The organism is Novosphingobium sp. BL-S-34 (assembly GCF_056857015.1).
This window is the reverse complement of the sequence record NZ_CM166472.1, coordinates 1641438-1658439: the sequence shown is the minus strand read 5'-3', so window position 1 is coordinate 1658439 and position 17002 is coordinate 1641438. Positions and strand designations below refer to the sequence as shown.

At 66.5% G+C, this 17002-nt stretch carries 16 protein-coding genes; 8 read left to right on the top strand and 8 right to left on the bottom strand.

The features are described from left to right. Positions 1-26: 26 nt before the first annotated feature. From ftsE to AC1VV3_RS07845, 4 genes are all read left to right on the top strand, one after another. Positions 27-740 (top strand): cell division ATP-binding protein FtsE, encoded by a 714-nt coding sequence (gene ftsE / locus AC1VV3_RS07860; RefSeq protein ID WP_132264831.1) that lies wholly within the window; start codon positions 27-29, stop codon positions 738-740. A 125-nt stretch (positions 741-865) separates the two neighbouring features. Beyond that, positions 866-1714 (top strand): cell division protein FtsX, encoded by an 849-nt coding sequence (locus tag AC1VV3_RS07855; RefSeq protein WP_482962076.1) that lies wholly within the window; start codon positions 866-868, stop codon positions 1712-1714. A gap of 26 nt (positions 1715-1740) precedes the next feature. Beyond that, positions 1741-2292, top strand: coding sequence for a YdcF family protein (locus AC1VV3_RS07850; RefSeq protein WP_132264833.1), 552 nt, complete (start codon positions 1741-1743; stop codon positions 2290-2292). Beyond that, complete coding sequence (locus tag AC1VV3_RS07845; protein WP_482961486.1) at positions 2292-2987, top strand: lysophospholipid acyltransferase family protein; 696 nt, start codon at positions 2292-2294, stop codon at positions 2985-2987. Before AC1VV3_RS07850 ends, AC1VV3_RS07845 begins: the two co-directional genes overlap by 1 nt. 3 nt (positions 2988-2990) lie before the next feature. On the opposite strand, the gene AC1VV3_RS07840 is transcribed toward AC1VV3_RS07845, so the two are convergent. The 3 genes from AC1VV3_RS07840 to hisC form a co-directional block, all read right to left on the bottom strand. Then, positions 2991-3770, bottom strand: a complete 780-nt coding sequence (locus AC1VV3_RS07840) for a transglutaminase-like domain-containing protein (protein ID WP_132264836.1) — start codon at positions 3768-3770, stop codon at positions 2991-2993. Between the two features lie 142 nt (positions 3771-3912). Continuing rightward, the gene (locus AC1VV3_RS07835) at positions 3913-4836 is read right to left on the bottom strand and encodes a prephenate/arogenate dehydrogenase family protein (protein WP_314464906.1); all 924 of its coding nucleotides are present in this window, start codon (positions 4834-4836) and stop codon (positions 3913-3915) included. After that, complete coding sequence (hisC, locus tag AC1VV3_RS07830) at positions 4833-5948, bottom strand: histidinol-phosphate transaminase (protein ID WP_132264839.1); 1116 nt, start codon at positions 5946-5948, stop codon at positions 4833-4835. The genes AC1VV3_RS07835 and hisC overlap by 4 nt, the downstream gene beginning before the upstream one ends. Positions 5949-6267: 319 nt before the next feature. Here hisC and metX point away from each other — a divergent pair, with 319 nt between their 5' ends. Genes metX through metW form a run of 3 tightly spaced genes read left to right on the top strand, consistent with a single transcriptional unit; the run spans position 6268 to position 8416 of the window. Then, positions 6268-7389: a homoserine O-acetyltransferase MetX gene (gene metX / locus AC1VV3_RS07825; RefSeq protein ID WP_431567342.1), complete on the top strand. Its 1122-nt coding sequence runs from the start codon at positions 6268-6270 to the stop codon at positions 7387-7389. After that, the gene (locus tag AC1VV3_RS07820) at positions 7386-7832 is read left to right on the top strand and encodes a GNAT family N-acetyltransferase (protein ID WP_482961485.1); all 447 of its coding nucleotides are present in this window, start codon (positions 7386-7388) and stop codon (positions 7830-7832) included. The genes metX and AC1VV3_RS07820 overlap by 4 nt, the downstream gene beginning before the upstream one ends. Beyond that, complete coding sequence (metW, locus tag AC1VV3_RS07815) at positions 7829-8416, top strand: methionine biosynthesis protein MetW (RefSeq protein ID WP_482961484.1); 588 nt, start codon at positions 7829-7831, stop codon at positions 8414-8416. Before AC1VV3_RS07820 ends, metW begins: the two co-directional genes overlap by 4 nt. Positions 8417-8484: 68 nt before the next feature. Here the strand turns inward: metW and AC1VV3_RS07810 are convergent, their stop codons facing one another. Then, entirely contained in the window at positions 8485-8874 is a 390-nt protein-coding gene (locus tag AC1VV3_RS07810; RefSeq protein WP_132264845.1) for a VOC family protein, read from the bottom strand. Between the two features lie 286 nt (positions 8875-9160). Between AC1VV3_RS07810 and AC1VV3_RS07805 the strand changes: the two genes are divergently transcribed. Further along, the gene (locus AC1VV3_RS07805) at positions 9161-9832 is read left to right on the top strand and encodes a glutathione S-transferase family protein (RefSeq protein WP_132264847.1); all 672 of its coding nucleotides are present in this window, start codon (positions 9161-9163) and stop codon (positions 9830-9832) included. A gap of 55 nt (positions 9833-9887) precedes the next feature. On the opposite strand, the gene AC1VV3_RS07800 is transcribed toward AC1VV3_RS07805, so the two are convergent. From AC1VV3_RS07800 to uvrB, 4 genes are all read right to left on the bottom strand, one after another. Then, positions 9888-11390 (bottom strand): S10 family peptidase, encoded by a 1503-nt coding sequence (locus tag AC1VV3_RS07800; RefSeq protein ID WP_482961483.1) that lies wholly within the window; start codon positions 11388-11390, stop codon positions 9888-9890. Positions 11391-11594: 204 nt separating this feature from the next. Continuing rightward, entirely contained in the window at positions 11595-13064 is a 1470-nt protein-coding gene (locus AC1VV3_RS07795; RefSeq protein ID WP_482961482.1) for an acetyl-CoA hydrolase/transferase family protein, read from the bottom strand. A gap of 180 nt (positions 13065-13244) precedes the next feature. Beyond that, positions 13245-14354: a helix-turn-helix transcriptional regulator gene (locus tag AC1VV3_RS07790; RefSeq protein WP_482961481.1), complete on the bottom strand. Its 1110-nt coding sequence runs from the start codon at positions 14352-14354 to the stop codon at positions 13245-13247. A gap of 349 nt (positions 14355-14703) precedes the next feature. Continuing rightward, positions 14704-16890 carry an excinuclease ABC subunit UvrB gene (gene uvrB, locus AC1VV3_RS07785; RefSeq protein ID WP_482961480.1) on the bottom strand — a complete coding sequence of 729 codons (2187 nt, stop codon included), beginning with the start codon at positions 16888-16890 and terminating at the stop codon, positions 14704-14706. Positions 16891-17002 lie beyond the last annotated feature (112 nt).

Sequence of the window (17002 nt, the reverse complement as noted above, 5' to 3'; positions counted from 1 at the left end):
CCAGACGCAGCATAGATTATACGAGCATGATCGCCGACGGGGAAATCGTTCATTTCGACAATGTCGGCTTGCGCTACGGTACGGAGCGCGAGGTGCTGTCCGATTTGACCTTCACGCTTTTCGCGGGGCGGTTCTATTTTCTCACCGGGGCGAGCGGCGCGGGGAAGACCTCGCTGCTGCGGCTGCTCTATCTGGCGCAGCGCCCCTCGCGCGGGGCGATCCGCATGTTCGGGACCGACGCCATAACCCTGCCGCGCAGCCGTCTGCCGGGGCTGCGGCGGCGGATCGGCGTGGTGTTTCAGGATTTCCGCCTGATCCCGCATCTCTCGGCCTTCGATAACGTCGCCCTGCCACTGCGTGTCGCCGGCCATCAGGAGCGCGACATCGGCGGCCCCGTGCGGGACATTCTCGAATGGGTCGGCCTGTCGGACAAGATGGACGCCCGCCCGGCGACGCTTTCCGGCGGTGAGCAGCAACGCGTGGCCATTGCCCGCGCGGTGATCGCGCGCCCGGCGATCCTGGTGGCGGACGAGCCGACCGGCAACGTCGATTCCGAGATGGCGCTCAAGTTGCTGCGCCTGTTCGAGATGCTCAACCGGCAAGGCACGACCGTCGTTGTCGCCACGCACGATCTCGACTTGCTGCGCAAAGTGCCGGACAGCCTGATCATGCGGCTGGACCGCGGGCGCCTGGCCGACCCCACCGGCGCCTTGCGCTATCCCCCACGGCGGCCGTCATGAGCGGGGACGACATCTCCGGGGCGGGTCGGTCCCGCCGAGGGGCTGAACCGGGCGCGGGTTCCCGTTGGAGTTGGGGCTGGCGGCGGCTGGGCGTGCGCGGCGCGGAGCTGATCCCGCAGACGCGCATGTCCGGGCCGATGCCCTGGGTGATCGCGATCATGGTGGCGATGACCGCCATCGCGCTCGCGGCCGGGCTTGCGCTCGGCAATGCGATTTCCTCGGCCCGGGCCGAGATCGAGGGCGGCGTCACCATCCAGGTGATCGAGCCGCGCGACGATATTCGCGCAAGGGAAGCCGCCGCGGCGGTGGAGGAGATCAAGCGCCTGCCGCATGTCGCGGGCCTGCGCCAGGTGCCCCAAGCCGAGCTGGACGCCCTGATCGAACCCTGGCTCGGCACCGGCATTGCCGCTGCCACCGGCGCGGCGATTCCCGTGCCTTCGCTGATCGACGTGCGCCTCAAGGGGCCGGCGACGCCGCAGCAGCTCGGCGCGATCGAACAGGCCATCGCGCGGGTCGCGCCTTCGGCCAAAGTCGATGCCCAATCCACCTGGTTGAAGCCGGTGTTCGATGCGATGGTGTCCTTGCAGGTGCTGTCGATCTCGCTGGTCGTGCTGCTCGCCGGCGCCCTGGCCGCGGCGGTGTTGCTGGCCGCCCGTTCGGCGCTGGGCGCCAATCGCGACGTGATCGAGATCGTTCACTTGCTGGGCGGAACGGATACCCAGGTCGCCCGCGTGTTCCAGCGCTCCATCGGCTATGACGCGGCGGGCGGCGGTACCGTGGGACTGGCCCTGGCGATGGTGGTGATCCTTTCGCTGGGCCGTCGTTTCGCGAGTCTCGGCGCCGGGCTGGTGGACAGCGGCGCTCTGGTCTGGAGCGACTGGCTGCTGCTGGCGCTGGTCCCGCTGCTCTCCACCCTGCTCGCCATGCTGACGGCACGCCTGACGGTGCTGCACGCATTGCGCAAGATGCTATAGTCTACGCAAGTCGCTATAGATCGCTCATGTTCCGTCGCACCGCCGCCTTCCTCCTGCTGATCTGGCTTTTCGGGTTCCTCTGGTTCGCGGTGACGCTTCCGGGGCCGCTGGACGATGCCGTGCGCACGGATGCCGTGATCGTGCTGACCGGCAGCAAGGGGCGCATCGAACGGGCGCTGACCGTGCTCGACGCGGGCCGCGCGCCGCGCCTGCTGATCTCCGGGGTCGACCGCGAGGTGAAGCCGCGCGAACTGGCGGCGGAGTTCCGTATCCCGGACCGGCTCATGAAATGCTGCATCACGCTGGGCTACGAAGCCTATGACACGCGCTCGAACGCGGTGGAGGCGGCGAACTGGCTGGCCCGGCGCAAAGCGCGTTCGGTGCGGCTGGTCACGGCCGACTGGCACATGCGCCGCGCCGCCTACGAGCTGGCGCGCGAACTGCCCGACCATATTGCCATTCTCGAGGATGGGGTGCCCTCCCGTCCGAGCCTGAGCACGCTTTTCCTCGAGTACCATAAGTATTTTGGGCGTATGGCACTCGACCTCTGGAACCGGCCCCCCTGGAAAGCCAATTGATGCGCGCTACCCCGCTCGATGTCGTTCGCAGTCTTCTGTTCTACCTGGTGTTCTATCCCGGAACCCTGTTCTTCGTCACCGGGGTGGGGCTGACATCGCTGATCGGCACCGAGCCGATGCGGCGCACCGTGCGCGGCTGGAGCCAGTTCCACCGCCTCTGCTGCCGGTACCTGCTGGGGATACGGCTCAGGATCGAGGGCACGATGCCCGAGGAAGGCGTGCTGGTGGCATTGAAGCACGAGAGCTTCTACGAGGCGATCGACTTGCCCGCGCTGATGAACTTCCCGGCGCCTTTCCCGAAGGCCGAACTGGTCGGCCTGCCCGGCTGGGGCTGGGCGGCGCGCAAGTACGGCGTGGTTTCGGTGGAGCGCGACCAGGGCGCCAAGGCCCTGCGCGCCATGGTCAGTTCCGCGCGCGGCTTCGCAGTGCTGGGGCGGCCGCTGGCGATCTTCCCCGAAGGAACGCGCATTCCCCATGGCGAGCAGGCCCCGCTCCAGTCTGGCTTTGCCGGGCTCTACAAGCTTCTGGCCCTGCCCGTGGTCCCCGTGGCGGTGGACAGCGGGCGGCTCTATCACCGCCTCTGGAAGAAGCCGGGCACGATCGTCATGCGCGTCGGCCAGAGGATCGAGCCGGGCCGCCCGCGCGAGGAAGTGGAAGCGGAAGTCCTCACCGCGATCAACGCGCTCAACACCTGACGTTCAGGGAACCTCGCGCACTTCCACCGACTGGGCCTGCAGCGTGACCGGCTCGTAGCTGGTCAGGAAGGCGACGCCGGCGGCGTCCGGCCCGACGCCGATCTTCGCCATGGCTTCCGGCCGGGTCATCCCGGTCGCGTCGACGAGGTGCCAGGCCCCGTCGAGGAACACTTCGGCCACGGCATGAAAGTCCTGCGGCTCCACGCCCAGCCCGTAGACGCTGACGAAGCGCGCGGGGATGGCGCTGGCGCGGCAGAGACTGATCATCAGGTGGGCATAGTCCCGGCAGACGCCTTCGCCGGAATCAAAGCTGTCCGCCGCCGTGGTCAGGGAATTGCTGGAGCCGGGGACGTAGCGCATGTGGCCGCTCACCCAGTCGCGCATGGCCGCGACCCGCTCGCCGCCAGCAAGCGTGCCGAACATGTCGAGCGTGAACTGCAGGAACGTGTCCGAAGGGCAGTAGCGCGAGGGGAGGAGGTAATCCACCGTCTCGCCGGGCAGCAGGTGCGGCGGCATGGCGGGCAGCCCTTCGATCGGCGCGAGATACCGCCGCGGCTCGACGACGGCCTCGTAGCGGACGGTCAGCCGGTCGGTGACGTGGAGCCAGATGCGGTCGCCGATCTGGTCGTGGCCCGGCAGGCGCGCGAAATGCTCGAAAGGCGGCAGGGTGATATGGGCGCGGTGCACGATCTGCTCGGGCAGCAGCGCCGCCTCCAGCTGGAGGAGAACGTCGGTGGGACCGGCCAGGGAGTAGTCGAGCAGCGCGGAGATCGAGAGCTTCATGAGGCGTCGGAAGTCCCTTGCGCCGGTTGACGCGTCTGAACGAGGAGTGGGGCCTGAACGAAGATTGGGGCCTGAACGGAAATTCGCGTTCGAACCGCATTTCGATCAAAGCGCGAACCGGGCCTTGGCTCCCGCCCGGTCGTCACGTCTTCTGTTCGCCCTCATGGTCGCCGCGGCCGAAGTCGGGGCGGGAATCGTCCTGGCCTTCCTCGATGATCGAGCGGCGGATGGCCCGGGTGTGCGTGAACTGGTCGAACAGGGCCTGCCCGTCGCCCACGCGGATCGCGCGTTGCAGCGCGGTCAGATCCTCGGTGAAGCGCTGGAGCATGGTCAGCACCGCGTCCTTGTTGGACAGGAACACGTCGCGCCACATCGTCGGGTCGGAGGCGGCGATACGCGTGAAATCCCGGAAGCCGCCGGCCGAATACTTGATCACTTCGCCCTGCGTCACGTCCTCCAGGTCGGACGCGGTGCCGACGATGGTATAGGCGATGAGGTGCGGGACATGGCTGGTGACGGCCAGGACGAGATCGTGATGCTCGGGCGTCATGATCTCGACATTGGCGCCCAGCGCTTCCCAGAAGCCGACGAGTTCGCTGAGCTTGACCAGATCGGTCCGCGCCGCGGGGGTGACGATGCACCAGCGGTTGCGGAACAGATGCGCAAAGCCGGCGTCGGGGCCGGAGTTTTCGGTGCCGGCCACGGGGTGCGCGGGGATCACCATATGATCGGGCAGGGCCGTGCCGAGGGCCTTGGAGATGGCCTGCTTGCTGGAGCCGACATCACTGACCAGCGCGTTGAGCGGCAGGGCTTCGCGCACTTGTTCGGCGGCGATGCCCATGACGCCCGGCGGAACGCAGAAGATCACCAGGTCTGCCTCGGCCACCGCTTCGGCTGCGGTGTCGCAGACTTTCGCAACCAGGCCGCGCTCGGCGGCGCGCTGGCGGTGGGCGGGGCTGAGGTCGTAGCCGGTGGTCGCCACGCCGGGCAGGTATTCCTGCACCGCAAGGCCGATCGATCCGCCCTGCAGGCCCAGGCCGATGATGGCGACGTTCTGGAAGCTCATTGCGCGGCTTCCGCCATTTCGCGCAGGGCCTCGGCGATCGTGTCCATGTCCTGCGGCTTGCCGATGGTGAAGCGCAGCGCCTGAGGCAGGCCCTGCCCCGGCAACCAGCGAACGATATAGCCGCGATCGGCCAGACCCTCGAAAGCGGCTTCGGCCGTCAGCGCGCCTTCGAACAGCACCAGCACGAAATTGGCCTGGCTCGGCAGCGGCCGCAACCCGTGGTTGCCCAGGGTATCGAGCTTTGCGACGAAGCGGGCGCGTTCGTCCCGGTTGTGGATGCGGCTGGCCTCGACGAAGGCGGCATCTCCCAGCGCGGCCAGCGCCATGGCCTGTCCGGTGTTGGAGACGTTGAAGGGCCCGCGGATGCGGTTGAGCGTGGCAACGATGCCCGGCGCGCCGGTCGCCCAGCCGATGCGCTCTCCGGCGAGGCCGAAGATCTTGGAGAACGTGCGCGTCACCAGCACGTTGTCATGCGCTTCGGCCAGGGCCAGCGATCCGTCGTCATCCTCGGGCGCGACATATTCGCCGTAGGCCTGGTCGAGCACCAGCAGGACGTCGGCGGGAAGTCCGGCGTGGAGCCGCGTGATCTCGCCGCGGGGCAGGTAGGAGCCGGTGGGATTGTTCGGATTGGCGACGAAGACCACGCGGGTGCGCTCGGTGACGAGGGCCAGCAGCGCATCGACATCGGTGCCGTAATCGGCATCCGGCGCCACCACCGGCACGGCGCCGCAGCGGCGCGCGGCGATGTCGTAGACCGAAAAACCGTAGCGCACGTAGATCACCTCGTCGCCCGGACCGGCGTAGCCCTGGGCCGCAAGGTTGAGCAGCTCGTCGGAGCCGGTGCCCATGACCACCCGCGCGGCGGCGAGCCCGTGCTTCGCCGCGATAGCTTCGCGCAGGGCGGTGCTGTCGGGATCGGGATAGAGCGCGGGAGCCTGCGCGCGGGCCGCGAGGGCGTCCTCGCTGGTGCCGAGCGGATTCTCGTTGGCCGACAACTTGATCAACGGCCGCCCGTCCTTGCCCTTGGACTTGCCCGGAACATAGGCATGGATCGCCTCGATCCATGGCTTTGGCTGCGGGGCTTGCTTGCTGGTGATCTGGCTATCGGTCATGACGCGCCGGCCTTAGAGCATTTTCAAGTCAGATGGAATCATCTGACGACTCGGAAAATGCGGCAAAGGGGCGCTGCATTTTCAAGTCAGATGGAATCATCTGACGACTCGGAAAATGCGGCAGAGGGGCGCTGCATTTTCAAGTCAGATGGAATCATCTGACGACTTGGAAAATGCGGCAGAGAGGCGCTGCATTTTCTGCCCGGATGACCTCCTCCCGTGATCGTCCTGACAATGAGCCCGCAGGCGGGGAACTAACCTCACCGGGGTGGGCACGATTGACAGGTCTGCGCCGCTCCCCCACCTCCCTTCCTGCATCATGTCTACCAGCACCGACACCAGCCAGTTCCTAGACCTTGCCCAGCCGCTGGCGCTCGACGGCGGCCAGAGCCTTCCCGGCGTGCGCATCGCCTACGAGACGCAGGGCACGCTCAATGCGGCCCGCGACAATGCGATCCTGATCTGCCACGCCCTTACCGGCGACCATCATGTGGTTTCCGACCACCCCAAGACCGGCAAGCCCGGCTGGTGGGTGCGCATGGTCGGGCCGGGCAAGCCGATCGACACCGACCGCTTCTTCGTGATCTGCGCCAATGTCATCGGCTCCTGCATGGGTTCGACCGGGCCGGCCAGCCTGGCCGGGGACGGCAGGCCCTGGGGCATGCGGTTCCCGGTCATCACCATTCGCGACATGGTGCGCGGCCACGTCGCCCTGCTCGATGCCCTTGGGATCGACAGCCTCCATGCCGTTGTCGGCGGGTCGATGGGCGGGATGCAGGCGCTGAGCCTGGCCTCCAACTTCGCGGACCGCACCCGCGCGGCGTTGGTGATCGCCTCCACCGCGCGGCATTCGGCGCAGAATATCGCGTTCCACGAAGTCGGCCGCCAGGCGATCATGGCCGACCCGGAATGGCGCGAGGGGGCCTATTACGAAGCCCGCGAAAATGGCGGAAAGGGCCCCGAAAAGGGCCTCTCCGTGGCGCGCATGGCGGCGCATATCACTTATCTGTCGGAAGCGGGGCTGACCGAGAAGTTCGGCCGGCGCCTGCAGGACCGCGAGGAAAAGACCTTCGGTTTCGACGCCGATTTCCAGATCGAAAGTTACCTGCGCTACCAGGGGCTCGCCTTCACCGACCGCTTCGACGCGAACTCGTACCTCTACATCACCCGCGCCATGGACTATTTCGACCTGGCCGAAGAGCATGGCGGCCTGCTGGCCCATGCCTTCGCCGCGTCGAAGGCGCGCTTCTGCCTGGTCAGCTTCGATACCGACTGGCTCTACCCCACCGCCGATTCCCGCAACGTCGTCCACGCGCTGAACGCGGCGGGCCTGCCGGTGAGCTTCGTCGAGCTTTCGGCGCCCTATGGGCACGATTCCTTCTTGCTGGACGTGCCCGCGCTGGACCGTGTCGTCGAAGGCTTCCTGGGAGAAGGACATTGAACGCGGCGCCAATCCAACTCAGCGACGACGCTGCGCGTCTGGATATTGCGCACATCCACGGCTGGCTGGCGTCGAGCTACTGGACGCCCGGAGTCGAGCGTGCGCAGGTCGAGCGCCAGATCGCCGGTTCGCATTGTCTGGGCGCCTATCTGGCCGATGGCACGCAAGTGGGCTTCGCGCGGGTCATCTCCGACCGCGCGAGCTTTGCCTGGCTGGCCGATGTATGGGTGGACGAAAGCGTGCGCGGACAGGGGCTGGGGCGCCGGATGGTCAGTTGGTTCCTCGATAACCCGGACTATGCGGATATTCGCCGCTTCATGCTGGCCACCAAGGACGCGCACGGCGTCTATGCGCGGCTCGGCTTTACCCCGCTGGTGCGGCCGGACCGGCTGATGGAGAAGCTGTCGGGGCCGTTCGCCGCGATCCTGGAGGCGGGTTCGTGAGCCTGCTGCGGCCCGATCTTGCCGTCATCGCCGCCAATGTCGCCCCCGGATCGCGCGTGCTGGACGTGGGCTGCGGCGACGGCACGCTGATGCTGGCCTTGCGCGACAAGGGCTGCGACGCGCGCGGCATGGAACTCGATTCCGCCAATGTCGGACTTTGCGTGGGCAAGGGCCTCTCGGTGATCCAGGGCGATGCCGACAGGGACCTTGCCTTCTATCCCGACCAGTCGGTGGACTATGCGATCCTGTCGCAGACCCTGCAGACGACCATGCGACCCGACATGGTGCTGGAGGAACTCCTGCGGATCGGCCGCCGCGCCTTCGTCAGTTTTCCGAATTTCGCGCACTGGCGCGTGCGGCTCTCGCTGCTCTGGGGCGGGCGAATGCCGGTGACGCGCCTGCTGCCGGTCGCCTGGTACGAGACGCCGAACATCCACCACCTGACGGTCGACGATTTCCGGGAACTGGTGCGCTCGCGCGGGATCACGGTGGAAGGCGCGTGGTTCCTCTCGGGCGACCAGACCTGCAGTCCGGCAGCGGCCAATTTCCGCGCCGAGCATGCGGTGTTCCTGCTGACGCGCTAGGCCGGGGGCGTTCCGACGCGCCGGTCCCGGCCGCGGTCACTTCCGCGGCGCGGTTACCGCCGCCCCGGTCAGCCGCCCATCGTCAGGCCGCAGTAGATGCCGAGCTTGTTGCCGTCCGGGTCGCGCATATAGGCGCCGAAGGCATTCCGGGCCTGGGGCTTGGGTTCCGGCTGGCCCTCGCTGGTGCCGCCATTGGCAAGGCCCGCTGCGTGCCAGGCGCGGACGGCGTCTTCGTCGGGCGCCTCGAAGATGATCGTTCCGCCATTGGCATGGGTGGCGGGCTGGCCATCGCGGGCGGGGCCGAGGAGGAATTTGAAGCCGTCGAGGTCCCACAGCACGATCGGATATTCGCTGGACGCGGCGCAGGGCGCGACGCCCAGAGCGGCGAACGTCGCATCATAGAAGGCACGGGCCTTGCCGAGATCGTTGGTGCCGAGGCGCAGGCTCTTCAGGATCATCTTCTTCCTCCTCCGATTGTCGCACCGAGCCGGGTCGGTGCCGCCAGTTGGGCCTTTTCACCCTGAACTGGCCTTCCGCCCGGCAGCGTCACGATGGGCGCGCTGCAGCGAACGCCCAGGGTGTGGATCGCGGCCCGCGCCCGGTCAATCGCGGCTTCTCCGCCGCCACGATGATTGCGGGCGATGCGGCGAAGGCGGGACTTATCCACGCGTTTCGCCCCCCTCTCCGGGCGGGGCCTGTGCTTCGGGTGGACGCTCGCGGGCAGGTTTGGCATTCGAAATCGCCATGTGGCACATCTTCCAGTTTCCGCTCTGCCCCTTCAGCCGCAAGGTCCGGCTGCTCATGGCCGAAAAGGGCATCGCCTACGAACTCCAGACCGCGCGTCCCTGGGAAGGCGAGGACCGGCTGTTCGAGATGAACCCGGCAGGGCGCACGCCGGTGGTCAAGGAAACCGAACGCGGCACCGTGGTCGTCGACAGCCGCGCGATCTGCGAATATTTCGAGGAAACCGTCGATCGTAACCCGCAGATCAGCGGCACGGCCGTCCAGCGCGCGGAAATCCGCCGCCTGATCGCGATGTTCGACGAGAATTTCTACAACGACGTGTCCGGTCCGCTGCTGCATGAGCGGATGAAGAAGCGTCTCGTGCTGCGCCAGTCGCCGGATGCCAAGATCCTGCGCGAATCGATGAAGCTGGCGCACGACTATCTCGACTACATCGATTACCTGATCGACAACCGCCCCTGGCTGGCCGGCGCGACCATGACGCTGGCCGACCTCGCCGCCGCGGCGCAGATCTCGGTGGCGGATTACCTGGGCGGGCTCGACTGGTCGAGCCACGAACAGGCGCGGGGCTGGTACCTGGTGATGAAGTCGCGCCCCTCGTTCCGGCCGCTGCTGAGCGAGCGCATGGAAGTGATCCAGCCGCCCAGCCACTACGCCGAAGTGGATGCCTGAGGCTTTTTGCTACCGTCGTCCCGGTTCAAGTGCGGGACGACGGTAGAATTATCCCTCAGGACGCGGCGCGGTAGCTTTCCAGAATGTCGCGGCGCAGGGCTGCGCCGCTGTCGGTGCGGGAATAGAACATGTGCCCGCCGGGATAGACGTGCAGGCGCACGCGGTCCGGGCGGCCGAACTGCGGCATCTGCGCCATGATCAGCCGCGAGCCGAAGTAGGGGCACGAAAGGTCGTCCCAGCCGTGGACGATGTCGACGGTCATCTTCGGGTCGATGGAGATCGCCTGGCGCAAGTCCTTGACCGGGTTGTCGCTGTCGTCGCGGGTCCAGGCCTCGTTCACTTCGTAGGACAGCGCATTGTAGCGCGCGTCGATCTTCCAGCCGACCTGCCGGGTCACGAAATCGACCATGGCCGAGGTCGTCGGCGCGATCAGCGTGGTCAGCAGCGGGTCGCTGTACTGCGGACGGGCGCTGGCCGGGAAAGGATCGTAAGCGGTGTAGTTGGAATCGTAGACCGACCCCACGAGGCCCTGATCGCGGCGGATCTCGCGCAAATACGTCGCGATGTCGACGCGGCCGTCCATGCGGCGCACCAGCGCGGGGTCGAGGCCGGTCAGTTCCGCGACTTTGGCGGAAAGGCGGTCGGTGGCTTCCTTGTCCTGCGGGCCGGCGAGGAAGTCCTGCACGTATTGGGTGCGGATATACTGCTCGACCGGGGCCATGCTCGCCTCGCTCAGGTTGCCCTGGCGCTCGAAGTGGCCGGCGACCATGGCCGGCAGGTTGATCATCCAGGGCAGCGGCGAGAGCGCATCGTCCTCGCCGATGGCTGGCGGATCGAGATAGGGCGAAACCAGCGTCATGCCCGAAATGCCTACGCCCATCTGCGTCTGGAGATTGTAGGCCAGGCGCGGCACGCGGTAGCCGCCGTAGCTTTCGCCGGCGAGATACTTGCGGCTGGTCAGGCGGCCGTTCTGGTTCAGCCAGTCATAGACCACGCGGCTGAGGTACTTGATGTCGTTCTCGGAGGTGTAGAACGCCTTCTTGGTCGCCTCGGCATCGACGCGGCTGCGCGAGAAGCCGGTGCCGATCGGGTCGATGAAGACGAGGTCGGTGAAGTCGAGCCACGAATTGGGGTTGTCGTGCAGCACGGCGGGGTCGGACGGCGCATCTCCCTGCGCGCCGAACTGCACGCGCTTGGGGCCGATCGCGCCGAGGTTCAGATAGACCGAGGCTGCGCCGGGGCCACCGTTGAAGGCGAAGGTGACGGGCCGCGCGGTGGGGGCGCCGGGCACGGTATAGGCGGTGTAGACCACCTCGCCGATGGTCTTGCCCTTCTCGTCCTTGATCGGCAGCGCGCCGACGGTGGCGACGTAGTTGACGGTCTTGCCGCCGATCACCGCGCTCTGCTTGATCGACTTGGCTGCGGGCAGCAGCGGGATTTCGTCGCCCTCCGCGTCCTTCTTCGCTTCGGCGCTTTCGGCAGGCTTGTCGGCAGCGAAGGCCGGGACGGAACAGGCGGCGAGCACCATGGCCAGGCAGGCCAGCGAAACTTTGCGCATGGAAGGAACGACCCCTTTTATCGATGCGTCCGAACGGACGTCAGGGGCGATCAGTAGAACCTTGAAATAGTATACGACAAGGGTCCGAGCGGGAAAAAGGTGCCTGGCCCGTCCTGCCTTCCGGAGATCGGGCCATGGGAATGGTCCATCGGAAGGCAGGGCAGGTCAGGCGTTCGGACGGCTCGGGGGTGCCGCCCGAATTCTTCAAGGCAGCATCGAACCCGTATCGATGAAGCGCTGGTGCCAGGACAGTGCCTCGCCCGGCAGCGAGGGCGACTGCAGGCCATAGGAGCCTTTCAGCGCGCGGGCGTAGTAGTCTTCCAGCAGCGGGCGATAGTCCGGGTGCGCGCAGTTGGCGATGATGACATGCGCGCGTTCCTTGGGGCTGAGGCCGCGAAGGTCGGCCAGGCCCTGCTCGGTGACGATCACCTGCACGTCCTGGTTGATGTGATCGACATGGCTGGCCTGCGGCACGATGGCCGAGATCTTGCCGCCCTTGGCGGTGGAGGGCGTCATGAAGATCGAGATATAGGCATTGCGCGCGAAGTCGCCCGAACCGCCGATGCCGTTCTGGATGCGCGAACCCATGACGTGGGTGGAGTTCACCGCGCCGTAGATGTCGGCTTCGATCAGTCCGTTCATGGCGATGCAGCCCAGGCGGCGGATCAGTTCGGGGTGGTTCGAGATTTCCTGCGGGCGCAGGATCATCTTGTCGCGGTAGCGGTGCATGTCGGCATTGACGCGCGCGGCGGCCTCGGGGCTGAGCGAGAAGGCAGTGGCGGAGGCCATGCGCAGCTTGCCGGAATCGAGCAGGTCCAGCATGCCGTCCTGGATCACTTCGGTATAGGAGGTCAGGCTGTCGAACGGCGAGTCGACCAGGCCGGTCAGCACGGCATTGGCGATATTGCCCACGCCCGACTGGATCGGCAGCAGCGCCGAGGGCAGGCGGCCCAGCTTCACTTCGTGGTTCAGGAATTCCAGGATGTGGCCGGCGATGGCCTTGGCCTTCTCGTCCGGCGGGCTGAAGGGCGCGTTGCGATCCGGCCGGTCGGTTTCGACGACGGCGACGACCTTGGCGGGATCGACCTTGAGGTAAGGCTCACCGATGCGGTCATCGGGCTTCACCAGCGGGATCGGCACGCGCGAAGGCGGCAGGGCGGTGCCGTAGTAGATGTCGTGCATGCCTTCCAGCGCCTCGTTCTGCCACGAATTTACTTCGAGGATCACCTTGGAAGCGCGGTCCAGCCAGGTCTTGTTGTTGCCGACCGAGGAGGAGGGGATCAGGCTGCCGTCGGCGCGGATGCCCGAGACTTCGATCACCGCCGTGTCGAGCGGACCGAGAAAACCCTGCCAGGCCATCGGCGCCACCTGCGAAAGGTGCATGTCGAAGTAGTTCATCTCGCCCTTGTTGATGCGTTCGCGGGCGATGGGATCGGAGTTGTAGGGCAGGCGGAACTCGATGCCGTCCGCTTTCGCCAGCGCGCCGTCGAGTTCGGGGCCGGTCGATGCGCCGGTCCACATGCGAACCTTGAAAGCGCGGCCGGCGGCGTGCTCGGCCTCGATCTGCGCGGCCAGAGCCAGCGGCACGGCCTTGGGATAGCCCGATCCGGTAAAACCGCTCATGCCCACGGCGGTGCCGCTTTCGATCAGGCGCGCGGCCTCTTCTGCGGGCATGACCTTTGAACGAAGCTCAACACTCTCGATGCGCATGGCAACCTCATCCTTTCTGACTGACCTTTGCTGCGCCAGTCGGCCTCCGGGGGCGGCGAATCCAGTGCAAAGTCCAACCAGACGGTTGCGGCGGATGCATGACAAAATGGCCCTGCGGCCGATGCTCCGCGCCCTTTTCCGGCCTTATCGCGAGGCCATTTCTATCACCGTTCGGGCGATCGCCACCAGTTCCGCCTCGCGGTTGACGCCGCACTTCTGGAAGATGGTGCGCAACTGCGCGACGACGGTCTGGACGCTGACCTTGCGCATCTGCGCCACGGTCTGGCGCGAATGGCCCTGGGCCAGCAACATCACGACTTCTGCTTCGGCCGTGGTCAGGTGCAGCGCCTCGGCCAGTCTCTGCGCAGGGACGTGGCTGGCAGCAAGCGGTGCGCGCAAGGTGACCAGCACCCGCGGGGCGAAGCCGAAGGACCAGTCCTGCCGCGGCAGGGTGCGCACGTCGATGAGGATCAGGCTGTCCTCGCTCCGCAGCCACAGATCGGCGGGGCCGGTGTCCAGTCCGGCCAGCGCGGCGGCGATCCGGGCCTGGAGCCGCTGGTCGATATCCTGCCGCACCGCATGGAGCGCGGCAGAGCGGACCTGGAGCGTCCAGGGCCCGAGCAGGGCCTGCGCGGCCGATGTCATGCCGCAGACCTTGCCGACCGCGTCGAGCAGGATGGCCGCGCTGCTCATCGATTCGAGGGAGCCCTTCAACAGCGCGGCGCCCTGGTGCTCGATCGCGTCCTGCAGCCGGATCGCATCGAGCACGGTTGGTCCGATCCGGCGGAATACTTCGCGCTGGGCTTCGGTCGTATGCCCTTCGGCCTGGCCATGGAGCGCGGCAAGCCCGAAGAGCACGCCGGGGCGCTGGCTGAGCACCATCTGCACCCCGAATTCGGCATCGTGGCGGCGCACGTAATCGAGGTAGGCCTCGTTCGTCGAAATGGCGCGTGCTGCGGTGTAATGAACTTCCCAGGTCAGTTCGAGCGGCGCACGCGTGGTGGCGACCCGGTAGTTAACGTCAGGCCGATATCCCCCGATCGTGTCGAATTCCGTCAGGAATGTGGGATTGGCGTCCGTCACCCAATTGAATGCGGCGTGCCGTTCGCCCAGCGCCAGCAATTGCGCGCGGGCCGAGCCGGTGTGGCTGGCGAGTGCTTTCAGCGCCGTGTCCCAGCCATTGGCCTCGAACGGCGCGCGCGCGAAAAGACCAGCCAGATCGTCCGCGCGCGTCTCGTCCCTGTCCCTGCCCACGAATCCGTCATGGAACGGCCGGGCGTGCTTAACAAGTCCTGTTATCGAACGCAGCTTCCGGGCGGCTACCATGAACATGGTATGCCCTTGATCCGAAACGGGTCCACAACCGAATCGCGACCCGAGGGATCGGCGACAAGCCATCCTGAGATAACTGCCCGAGGCCTGCACCGCAGGTCTCGGGCTTTTCTTTTCGCGGGGACGGGCGCGAGGCCGCCAGGTCGGCCGGCCGCGTGGATGGACGGGTGGCAGCGCGGCTCGGGGATCGGCATGCCGAGTTGGCCGAAGCCTTCAGGCGGCCTTTGGCAGCCAGCTCGACATCTGGAGCTGTTTTACGCCCGGAAGCCGGCTACTTGCCCCACTTTCGCTGCACTTTCCCATAGCGCGTCTTGCGGGTTCCCGGCTTGCCTTCGTTGCTGCGGCCGACGATCGGTGCTTTCTTGTGCTCGTCGGGGATGCCCAGTTCGCTGGCTTCCATCTTCCTGATCTCGTCGCGCAGGCGGCCGGCTTCCTCGAATTCGAGGTCGGCAGCGGCAGCGCGCATCTTCTTTTCGAGGTCCTCGATATAGGCGCGCAAGTTGTGGCCTACGAGGTTGTTCTGGCCCTCTGCGTCGATGTCCACCAGCACGCCGTCGCGGCTGGCGGTGTCTGCCACGATGTCGGCGATGCGGCGCTTGATCGTCTGGGGAGTGATGCCGTGCTGGGTGTTGTATTCTTCCTGGCGGGTGCGGCGACGGTCCGTTTCCGCGATGGCGCGCTCCATCGATCCGGTCATGCGGTCGGCATAGAGGATCACCCGGCCATCGACGTTGCGCGCGGCGCGGCCGATGGTCTGGATCAGCGAGGTTTCGCTGCGCAGGAAGCCTTCCTTGTCGGCATCGAGGATGCAGACCAGCCCGCATTCCGGAATATCGAGGCCCTCGCGCAGCAGGTTGATGCCCACCAGCACGTCGTAGACGCCCATGCGCAGATCGCGGATCAGTTCGATGCGCTCCAGCGTCTCGACATCGCTGTGCATGTAGCGCACGCGCACGCCGGCCTCGTGCATGAACTCGGTGAGATCCTCGGCCATTCGCTTGGTGAGGGTGGTGACGAGGGTGCGATAGCCCTTCTCGGCGGTGGCCTTGCACTCGACGATGCAGTCCTGCACCTGATCCTCGACCGGGCGAATCTCCACCGGCGGGTCGATCAGGCCGGTGGGGCGGATCACCTGTTCGGCGAAGACGCCGCCGGACTGGTCCATTTCCCAATGGCCGGGCGTGGCGGAGACGGCGATGGTCTGCGGCCGCATCGCGTCCCACTCGTTGAAGCGCAGCGGGCGGTTGTCGATGCAGCTCGGCAGGCGGAAGCCGTATTCGGCCAGCGTGATCTTGCGGCGGTGGTCGCCTTTCGACATCGCGCCGATCTGCGGCACCGTCTGGTGGCTTTCGTCCAAGAACAGCAGCGCGTTGTCCGGCAGATATTCGAACAAAGTCGGCGGCGGTTCACCCGGCAGACGGCCGGTGAGGAAGCGGGAATAGTTCTCGATCCCCGCGCAGGAGCCGGTGGCGGCGATCATTTCGAGATCGAAATTGGTGCGCTGTTCCAGCCGCTGGGCTTCGAGCAGGCGGCCCTCGGCTTCCAGCTCCTTCAAGCGCTCGGTCAGTTCGAAGCGGATCGCTTCGCTGGCCTGCTTCATCGTCGGGCCGGGCGTCACATAGTGCGAATTCGCATAGACCCGCACCTTTTCGAGCGTGGAGCCCTTCTTGCCGGTGAGCGGATCGAACTCGGCAATCTCCTCGATCTCGTCCCCGAAGAACGAGATGCGCCAGGCGGTGTCCTCCAGGTGCGAGGGAAACAGTTCCAGATTGTCGCCGCGCACGCGGAAGGTGCCGCGGGTGAAGGCGGCGTCATTGCGCTTGTACTGGAGCGCGACGAGCTTGCGGATGATCTCGCGCTGGTCCTGCGTGTCGCCGGTCTTGAGGTCGAAGATCATGGCCGAGTACGTCTCGACCGAGCCGATGCCGTAGAGGCAGGAGACGGAGGCGACGATGATGACATCGTCCCGCTCCAGCAGCGCGCGCGTGGCCGAGTGGCGCATGCGGTCGATCGCCTCGTTCACCGAGCTTTCCTTCTCGATGTACGTGTCGGACCGGGCGACATAGGCCTCCGGCTGGTAATAATCGTAGTAGGAGACGAAGTATTCCACCGCGTTCTCGGGGAAGAAGTCCTTCATCTCGGCATAGAGCTGTGCCGCCAGGATCTTGTTCGGCGCCAGGATCAGCGCCGGGCGCTGCAGTTCCTCGATCACCTTGGCCATCGTGAAGGTCTTGCCCGATCCGGTGACGCCCAGCAGCACTTGCGTCTTCTCGCCGTCGCCCGCCGTGGAAACGAGATCGGCGATGGCCGTCGGCTGGTCGCCGTTCGGTTCGTATTCGGAAACGACCTTGAAGGGCCGGCCGGGCATCGACTTGTCGGGTCGCTGCGGCTTGTGGGGGACGAACGTGCCCGAGGTGTCCGGTTCCTCAAGGCCCCGGCGAATGATCAGCTCTGCCATGGCAGAACATATGGGGTATGTGCCACGGGCCCGCAATGGGAGTCGGGTTCTATGGGGATCCGACCCGGAAGTCGGGCGAAAACGGCGGTTCGGCTGTTTTTGTACGGCACCG